Origin of the sequence: Uruburuella suis (assembly GCF_004341385.1) — a bacterium.
Classification (GTDB): domain Bacteria; phylum Pseudomonadota; class Gammaproteobacteria; order Burkholderiales; family Neisseriaceae; genus Neisseria; species Neisseria suis.
Map to the genome: position 1 here is coordinate 88,029 of NZ_SLXE01000007.1, position 8,051 is coordinate 96,079.

Annotated in this window: 6 protein-coding genes; all 6 read left to right on the forward strand. The window is 53.6% G+C overall.

Annotated elements, in window-relative coordinates; all coding sequences use genetic code 11:
- Positions 1–68: 68 nt before the first annotated feature.
- The 6 genes from ilvB (at position 69) to EV680_RS04025 (ending at position 7,870) form a co-directional block, all read left to right on the forward strand.
- Positions 69–1,850: a biosynthetic-type acetolactate synthase large subunit gene (gene ilvB / locus EV680_RS04000; protein WP_132953453.1), complete on the forward strand. Its 1,782-nt coding sequence runs from the start codon at positions 69–71 to the stop codon at positions 1,848–1,850.
- Positions 1,847–2,338 carry an acetolactate synthase small subunit gene (gene ilvN, locus EV680_RS04005; protein WP_132953454.1) on the forward strand — a complete coding sequence of 164 codons (492 nt, stop codon included), beginning with the start codon at positions 1,847–1,849 and terminating at the stop codon, positions 2,336–2,338. Before ilvB ends, ilvN begins: the two co-directional genes overlap by 4 nt.
- 138 nt (positions 2,339–2,476) lie before the next feature.
- Positions 2,477–2,776 (forward strand): putative quinol monooxygenase, encoded by a 300-nt coding sequence (locus EV680_RS04010; protein ID WP_132953455.1) that lies wholly within the window; start codon positions 2,477–2,479, stop codon positions 2,774–2,776.
- 225 nt (positions 2,777–3,001) lie between these two features.
- Complete coding sequence (gene ilvC, locus EV680_RS04015; RefSeq protein WP_132953456.1) at positions 3,002–4,015, forward strand: ketol-acid reductoisomerase; 1,014 nt, start codon at positions 3,002–3,004, stop codon at positions 4,013–4,015.
- 293 nt (positions 4,016–4,308) lie between these two features.
- Positions 4,309–5,793, forward strand: coding sequence for an aldehyde dehydrogenase family protein (locus tag EV680_RS04020; RefSeq protein WP_132953457.1), 1,485 nt, complete (start codon positions 4,309–4,311; stop codon positions 5,791–5,793).
- A 385-nt stretch (positions 5,794–6,178) separates the two neighbouring features.
- The gene (locus EV680_RS04025; RefSeq protein ID WP_132953458.1) at positions 6,179–7,870 is read left to right on the forward strand and encodes a transferrin-binding protein-like solute binding protein; all 1,692 of its coding nucleotides are present in this window, start codon (positions 6,179–6,181) and stop codon (positions 7,868–7,870) included.
- Positions 7,871–8,051 lie beyond the last annotated feature (181 nt).

Here is an 8,051-nt window from a genome sequence, read left to right on the forward strand (position 1 = left end):
CGCATTACAGGTGCGGTGGCGAAGCCGGTTGCCCCTATTGGTTTACGCACGATACAAAAGAGGTTGCTATGCAATTATCCGGTGCACAAATTCTCGTGCAGAGTCTTAAAGCGGAAAACGTGGAATACGTTTTCGGCTATCCCGGCGGCGCAGTTCTTGAAATTTACGATGCGCTTTTCCAGCTAAACAAATTCCGGCATATCTTAGTGCGCCACGAGCAGGCGGCAGTGCATGCGGCCGATGCTTATGCACGCACCAGCGGCAAAGTGGGCGTGGCTTTGGTCACTTCCGGCCCCGGCGCCACCAATGCGATTACCGGCATTGCCACAGCCTACACCGATTCGATTCCGATGGTGGTGATTTCCGGCCAGGTCGGCACACCGGCCATCGGCAGCGATGCGTTTCAGGAAATCGACATGATCGGCGTGTCGCGCCCTTGCGTGAAGCACAATTTTCTCGTAACCAGCATACACGAGCTGGCCGACACAGTGAAAAAAGCTTTTCAAATCGCCCGCAGCGGCCGCCCGGGCCCGGTGGTGATCGATGTGGCCAAAGACGTTACCCAAGCGATGGCCAAATTCAGCTATCCTCAGGAAGATATTTTCATCCGTTCTTACCAACCCGTGGTCAACGGCCACACCGGTCAAATCAAAAAAGCCATTCAAATGTTGGCTGCGGCCAAGCGCCCGCTGGTGTATTTCGGCGGCGGCGTGGTGCTGGGCAATGCCGCGCAAGAGCTCACCGAATTTGTGCAGCTCACCGGCGTGCCGTGCACCGGCACTTTGATGGGCTTGGGCGCTTATCCTTCTTCCAACCGGCAATTCCTCGGCATGCTCGGCATGCACGGCACTTATGAAGCCAATCTGGCCATGCATAATGCCGATGTGGTGGTGGCTGTGGGCGCGCGTTTTGACGACCGCGTGGTGTCGGTGCCGGCCAAATTCAGCGAAAAACCGAAAAAAATCATTCATATCGACATCGATCCTTCCAGCATTTCCAAGCGTGTGAAAGCCGATGTGCCGATTGTGGGCGATGTGAAAAACGTGTTGCGCGACTTTGCCTGCATTTGGAAAAAGCAGGAATTAACCTTCAACGAAGCGGCGCTGGCCAAATGGTGGGAAGCCCTGGAGGCTTGGCGCAGCCGCGACTGCCTGCGCATTCCCGAAGCTGATGGCGACATTATCCTGCCGCAAATGGTGGTGAGAACCCTGGCCGAAGTCACCAACAACGATGCCATCATTACCTCGGATGTGGGCCAGCACCAAATGTTTGCCGCCCAATATTATCCGTTTGAGCGGCCGCGGCAATGGCTCAATTCGGGCGGCTTGGGCACCATGGGCGTGGGCTTGCCTTATGCCATGGGCGCTTATTTGGCCGACCCGAGTAAAGATGTGTGCTGCATCACCGGCGAGGGCTCGATTCAAATGAATATCCAAGAGCTTTCCACCTGTTTCCAATACAAGCTGCCGATTAAAACCATCTGCCTCAACAACGGCTATTTGGGCATGGTACGCCAATGGCAGGAGCTTTATTACAGCAACCGCGAATCGGAAACCTATTTCGATTCCTTGCCCGATTTTGTGAAGCTGGCCGAAGCTTACGGCCATGTGGGCATGCGCATTGAAAAAGCATCCGATGTGGAAGGCGCATTGCGTGAAGCGCTCGCTCTGAAAGACCGTTTCGTGTTTCTCGATTTCATCACCGACAAAAAGCAAAACGTGTTTCCCATGGTGGGCAACGGCAAAGGCCTGGATGAAATGGTGTTGCCGCCGCATATGCGCGAAACCCCGCAAGACAGTGATGTTAATGAGGTAACCGACCGCGATTACGACATAAGGAGCGTGCCATGAGACACATCTTATCTATCCTGATGGAAAACGAATCGGGCGCGATGAGCCGTGTGGTGGGCTTGTTTTCGGCGCGCGATTACAATATCGACTCGCTCTCGGTGGCCGCCACGGAAGACAAAACCCTCTCGCGCATGACCATCGTCACCCACGGCGATGATGCCGTGCTCGAGCAGATCACCAAGCAGCTCAACAAGCTGATCGAAGTGGTGAAAGTGGTGGATTTAAACGAAAGCCGTTTTGTCGAGCGCGAGCTGATGCTGGTGAAAGTGCGCGCCGTGGGCAAAGATCGCGATGAAATGCTGCGGCTCACCGAAATCTACCGCGGCCATGTGGTAGACGTTACCGATAAAAGCTACACCATCGAAGTCACCGGCACCAGCGACAAGCTCGATTCGTTTCTCGAAACCGTCAGCAGAGGCCTGATTCTCGAAACCGTGCGCACAGGTGCTGCCGGCATCGGCCGCGGCGAGCGCATTTTGAAAGTATAAGCCGCAGCCGCAAACCTTTCAGACGGCCTCAGGCTTTTTAAAAGGCCGTCTGAACAGCGATTGCGCACACAATCCGATTTAAAACACTCATGTTTTATTTCTGATTGACCGATTGGCAAAAGATAATGGAGCAAGGCCATGTCCGGCATCAAAATTGTGGCTACCGTGGTGGTGAAGCCCGAATATCGTGAAGCGCTGCTGGCGCAATTTGCCGACTTGGTGACCGCCAGCCGCCGCGAAGCAGGCAATTTGCGCTACGATCTGCACCAAGCAGCGGGCAGCCCTGAAACGCTCGTGTTTATCGAGCATTGGGCTTCGCAAGCCGCCCTTGATGCCCACAATGCCAGCGCACATTTTCAAAGCTTTGTAAAAGCCGTTGAAGGCAAAAACGACTGCATCGACATCGTGTTGCTGCAAGATGTGTCCGACAACGCTTAAGGAAGCTCTGAATAACTCATGATGACGGCTTTTACCGCCCTTTTTACGCTATGCTGCGTTGGAACTTTGAGGAAATAGAAACACTATTCCCTCAAAACCCCGCCTTGCCTAGCATAAAAATGCTGGCAAAATCCATGCACCAGAGTTTTTCAGAGTCCCCTTAAATCGCGAAACCAACCCTTTTTAATGAATTAACCCCCTTTTTTGAAACAAGGAATCTGAACCATGCAAGTTTTTTACGATAAAGACGCCGACCTCTCCCTGATCAAAGGCAAAACCGTGGCCATCATCGGCTACGGCTCGCAAGGCCACGCCCACGCCGCCAACCTGAAAGATTCAGGTGTAAACGTGGTGATCGGCTTGCGCCAAGGCGGCTCATGGAAAAAAGCCGAAGCCGCCGGCCACAAAGTGCTCAGCGTGGCCGAAGCCACCAAAGCGGCCGATGTGGTGATGATTTTGCTGCCCGATGAAAACCAGCCGCAAGTGTATAAAAACGAAATCGAAGCCAACCTTAAAGAAGGCGCCGTGCTGGCTTTTGCCCACGGTTTCAACGTGCACTACAACCAAATCGTGCCCCGCGCCGACCTCGATGTGATTATGGTTGCCCCCAAAGGCCCCGGCCACACCGTGCGCAGCGAATACAAAAAAGGCGGCGGCGTGCCCACCCTGATTGCGGTTTACCAAGATAAATCCGGCAAAGCTCGCGACATCGCCCTCTCTTATGCCGCGGCCAACGGCGGCACCAAAGGCGGCGTGATTGAAACCAACTTCCGCGAAGAAACCGAAACCGACCTTTTCGGCGAGCAAGCCGTGTTGTGCGGCGGCGCGGTGGAATTGGTGAAATGCGGCTTTGAAACCTTGGTAGAAGCCGGCTACGCCCCCGAAATGGCTTATTTCGAGTGCCTGCACGAATTGAAACTGATTGTGGATTTGATGTATGAAGGCGGCATTGCCAACATGAATTACTCCATTTCCAACAATGCCGAATACGGCGAATACGTGACCGGCCCCGAAGTGGTAACCGCCGCCACCAAAGACGCCATGCGCAATGCCTTGAAACGCATCCAAACCGGCGAATACGCCAAAATGTTCATTCTTGAAGGCGCCACCAACTACCCGGCCATGACCGCGCGCCGCCGCATCAACGCCGAGCACCCGATTGAAGTAGTGGGCAACCAATTGCGCGGCATGATGCCGTGGATTGCGCAAAACAAATTGGTGGATTTGGATAAAAACTAATCATCACCGATCTTTGCAAAAGGCCGTCTGAAAGCTTTCAGACGGCCTTTTATTATTGCGTTAATGAAAGTAAAAGTCGTATCCGAAATTTGTAAATATTTGTTTTGCAACAATGCTTTATTGTTTCAAAAGACTGATGCGGCCATGTAATAAAATATCATTCGGTTTCATCTTGAAATCCCCCGCGTTTGCGGCTAAGCTGAATCGGTCTCGATAGCAATGAGAACGAGCGCAAAATCATACCGATAGCATGTCACACCAACATACAGTCAGTTATCTCAGGAGAACCCATCATGGCAAAAGATTTAAACGTATTCGATAAAGCATATGGTTTGCTGATCAACGGCGAATGGACCAACGGCAGCAAGGGCGAAACCCTCACCTCATATAATCCTTCCAACAATCAGCCGCTGGCCACTTTTATTGATGCGAGCAACGAAGATGTGGATGCTGCCGTGGCCGCCGCGCAAGAAGCCTTGAAAACCTGGCGCCACACCACCGTGTATGAGCGCAGCGCCATTTTGAACAAAATCGCCGATGCGATTGAAGCGCACGCCGAAGAGCTGGCCTTGCAGGAAACCCTCGACAACGGCAAGCCCATCCGCGAAACCCGCGCCGCCGATATTCCGCTGGGCGCCGAGCATTTCCGCTACTTTGCCGGCGTGATTCTGGCCGAAGAGGGCAGCGTGAACGAAATTTATAATGAAGACATTTCCATTGTGCTGCGCGAGCCCATCGGCGTGGTCGGCCAAATCATTCCGTGGAACTTCCCCTTCCTGATGGCCGCTTGGAAAATCGCTCCCGCGCTGGCCGCCGGCTGCACCGTGGTGATTCACCCCTCATCCAGCACCTCGCTGAGCCTGCTTTCATTCGCCCAAAAAATCAACCATTTGCTGCCAAAAGGCGTGCTCAATGTGATTACCGGCCGCGGCTCCAAATCCGGCGAATACATGCTGCACCACAAAGGCTTCAATAAGCTGGCCTTCACCGGCTCCACCGAAATCGGCCGCCATGTGGGCATTGCCGCCGCCGAAATGCTGATTCCCGCCACGCTCGAATTGGGCGGCAAATCTGCCAATATTTTCTTCGACGATATGCCGTTCGACAAAGCGCTCGAGGGCGCGCAAAAAGGCATTTTGTTCAACCAAGGCCAAGTGTGCTGCGCCGGCTCGCGCATTTTCGTGCAAGAGGGCATTTACGATAAATTCGTGGCCGCGCTGGCAGAAGAATTCAAAAAAGTGAAAGTCGGCCTGCCGTGGGAAGACGACACCCAAATGGGCGCGCAAGTGAACGCCGGCCAAATGGACACCATCACCAAATATGTGAAAATCGGCGAGCAGGAAGGCGCGCAAATCATCACCGGCGGCAAGCGTGCCGAGAGCGGTGATTTGAGCAAAGGCGAATTTTTCGAGCCCACCCTGATTGCCGCGCAGAGTAACGATGACCGCATCGCCCAAGAAGAAATCTTCGGCCCCGTGGCCACCGTGATTAAATTCAAAACCGAAGAAGAAGTGATCGCCATGGCCAACGACAGCGAATACGGCCTCGGCGGCGCGGTGTGGACACTCAACATCAACCGCGCCCTGCGCGTGGCCAAAGCCGTGGAAACCGGCCGCATGTGGGTAAACTGCTATAACCGCCTGCCCGCCGGCGCCCCGTTTGGCGGCTACAAAACCTCAGGCATCGGCCGCGAAAACCACAAAATGATGCTCGCCGCCTACACGCAAGTGAAAAACATCTACATCAGCACCCGCGAAGAGCGCGAAGGCATGTATTGATTTGCGGCTTTATCATCAAGCAGGCCTTCACCGGCCTGCTTTTTTCATGCATAGGCCGTCTGAAACCTTGGGTTTGACGATCACCGCGCGTAGGTACGGTTAACCGCCCTCAGCGGCGTAACCGTACGCATGTAAACTTGCGACCCAATATGCGTGTATCCGCCGAATATAAGCTCATGCCTGCCTGCGCACCACAAACATTCAGACGGCCTACGGCATGCAGATGGGTTTTGGTAAACAGCCATCAATCCGGCAATCATGCAAGAAAAAGTTAATTTATGTTTGATGTTTTATGTATACAGGTTATAATTCGTCAAGATATTGAACTAAAATAAAGTTCATTTTTTATTGCTCACATTATTTCCAAACAAAACGGGGTTTTATCATGGCTAAAGCCAAAAATATCCAACAAATTACGTTAACCGCTGTGTGCGTGGCCGTGTTGGCCGCTTGTGGTGGTGGCGGCGGCAGCAGCGGCTCGCCCAACACATCTTCTACCGATACCAATGCCTATGCAGAAGAGGCGGAAGCGGCCAATAAGGTAAGGTTGCAGATTGAAGCCATCGGCGCGGCAGACACGCTGGAAGTGGGCGATGTTGCCGCTGTTCAGAGGGCGGTAGATGCTTTTAATAATCTGAACGATCTGGAAAAAAATTTGGTTCCGCTTGCCTCGCGCAATGCTCTGAAGGCTATGGTTACGACCATTAACACCAATGCGCAAACCGCTGAAAATATTGCCGAACAGTTCTCGAAGCTGCCGGCTACAGCCGATACTGAGGCAGAGAAAGCGCAGGCGGCCGGCGTTGCCGCCGCTTATAATGCCTTGAGCGATGCGCAAAAAACCTGGTTCAGCGCAACATTGAAAGCCCGACTGGATGCGCTCTCCCAAAATACCGCTCCCGACTCCGGCAACGGCGGCACCTCCGGCAACGGTAGCACCTCCGGCAGCAACGACAGCCTGCCGCCGCTCAACCTGCCCACGCCGTTGCACACCTCATTTATTTCTTCCAACACCGCCCAGCAGCATAATCCGCATATGCAGCTGCGCTTGGTGGACGGCCAACCCGCGCTGCTCGACACGCAAATCGGCCTGATCCGCAGCTTGGTGATCAGCCCGAATGCCCCGGTAGTTGTGGATGGTGCAGTGCTGAGCAGCAATAATCCTGTGGGCTATCTCACGCCTTATTCAGCTACTACCAAAGCCAGCTCGGCGGGCACCACCCAAGAGAATATCCAAGGCTTAACCGGTGCGCCCCGCGGCGTGTATTCCAACGTGAAAACTTCGCTGGATAAGGAAATCAAAGAAAATTTCGATGCATTGGAAGCGGCGAAAAAAGTGTTGAAAGATCCTGAGGCCGACCTTAAAGCCCGCCTTGCCGCTCTGGAGCAAGTGGATAAATTGCAGCCGATTTATGACCAAGATATGGGGCGCCGCGAAGTAATGGAATCTAAGGTCAACACCGTTTTGAAAGACCTGGCCTACATCAAAAAAGACAAAAACGGCTTGGTGTTTGATAAAGCCTTTGACGGCGTGTATGTGATTCAGTTTGAAAACGGCACCGAAGTGGTGATACACGATTCTGCCGCCGCCGGCTGGACCTATCAAACCTTTGCCCATTATATCGACCCGAACAACGGTGTGTTGCGCGGCTATCAAAGCTTGGGCGACGAAACCACCGTGGCGCAAATGCCGGTTTCCGGCACTGCCACTTATACAGGCATCACCACGGCCTATCTGGATAAGCAGCAAGTTACCGCCAAGGTGAATGCCGTGGCCGATTTTGCCAAAAAAGGCGTGCGCTTTACCACCAGCGATTCGCAAATCCACACGCTTAACGGCAATGTGCGCACGTCCACCGCTGCGGATAGGCTCAATATGAGCGGCACGGCTTCGTGGGCGGCGGGTGAAAATGCCTTTAAAGGCAATGTTGCCACCGCTGATAAAGCTTTGAGCGGCACCTTTAACGGCAAATTTTACGGCGGCGCATCCGTGGCCGAAATCGGCGGCACCTACGGCCTGAAAAATGCCGACAACAGCGAGCAGCTGATTGGCGGCTACGGCGCCAAACGCCAATAAACCGTGCAGAACAGCCGGCCGCCTGAGCAATCAGGCGGTTTTTATTGGTGCAGGCAGGGCGCTTGTGCCAAGCTTTCATACCATTCAAAATAAATAATCTATAATAAAGCCCATTCACAAGCCACCAGCGAACAGAGTTTGTCTTTTTCTGCAACCAACGCATTCCACGCAATGCAGCCAG